The 1,364-nt window shown below is 38.9% G+C and carries 1 protein-coding gene; it reads right to left on the bottom strand.

The genetic code is table 11. The features are described from left to right. Positions 1–62 precede the first annotated feature (62 nt). Positions 63–1,364 (bottom strand): hypothetical protein (locus J3U35_RS05205; RefSeq protein WP_267360003.1); only part of this gene is annotated, 1,302 nt, incomplete at its 5' end.

Below are 1,364 nucleotides of genomic sequence, written 5' to 3'. Positions count from 1 at the left end.
TTTTACGGGTTTCGGATTTCATGGCGTTACCAAACCATAATAAAAATTCGCCTGCGTACATATTAAAAAGTCTCCTGTAGTGCTTGATGCCATTCTGTGAGTTCTTCGCCTAAATCTTTAAATTTTTTACGTTCAGGGTCTTTACTAAAACAGCAGCGATCAAACCATTTTTGCATAGCATCATCATCAAAAATAATCAGGCAAACACTGACCACAATAATAATCATAGACGCGTAAAAATTAATTGCCGCCAGCCACACTGCCGCAGATCGACCAATGGCAAAGCGACCGATAACTATCCCGACTTCAGCTACATTTACCCAAAAAGTCCGTTCGATACTGGTCATGATAATATTATCAAACCATGGCACTAATGGACCTAAAGCAGCTACAAATTGAGATATACTAAGCAATGATGTAGCTATAGCCCTAGCAGAATAAGCGATCAATATTATTTTACGTTTTTCATTCTTAACTTTTATTGCTTCAGAAATATCTAACACTACCGATACTCCCCCAGCCATCAACGCCAAACTCGCCGACCATAAAAATAATCGCCCAAACGCATTGTAGGTTACGGTAGCAGTTTTTGATGTTGCGCTATTTTCGATACAACTTTTGATGGCACTGGTCAGAATTTGCGTGCCCGCTGCTGCACTTGCCATTAGGGATGCGGTTAATTCGGCTAATTCCCGAGAATCATTCCATTTACCATGAATTAATTTTTTGAGTGTTTCGTAGCTACTAAATGCAAATACCATCATGGCGATTTTGGTATTGACTAAATCTGAATGATTAAACTTTTCACGGGCAAACCGTGTTATTTGTGGCACACCTTTTTTGGGAGAGACTTCAAAAGAATGCCCGTTGATATTATAGCCCGATTCATACATTTCTAAAGCTTTATCCCTAATTTTGGCAAAAATTAAGTTGCCTAGGCGGTTTTGAATTGTTTGATTAAATTTTTGGGTCGTGACTCTTAAAAAACTTCTGACAAGATCAGCAAAGGTAACCGATAACAATGCTATTGGAAAACCGCGATCCGCTATCTGATTGACAATCGACCCAGTCCGATTTACATGTTTAGTCAATTTGTTGAGTAAGTTAATCGCTTTATCGACATTTGGCTGATGGCTATTATTATCAGCAGACTCATTGATCGCTATGTTTTGTTGAATATCCAAGTATTCGTTAATATCGGCGATTAACGCTTTGTTGTTAAATAGATAGGTTCGCATACATAAGTTGGTCGGGGTCACTTGCGGTTCATGCCACCATTCGTCTAACACTTTTCTGACTTTTGAGTATCCACTTGCGCCACACAAGCAAACGCTCATTTGTAGTTGAAACATGATTCCGTCTAA

This window comes from Gilliamella sp. B2717, assembly GCF_026536675.1.
In the GTDB taxonomy this organism is placed as follows: domain Bacteria; phylum Pseudomonadota; class Gammaproteobacteria; order Enterobacterales; family Orbaceae; genus Gilliamella; species Gilliamella apicola_I.
This window is presented reverse-complemented; position numbering and strand designations above follow the sequence as displayed.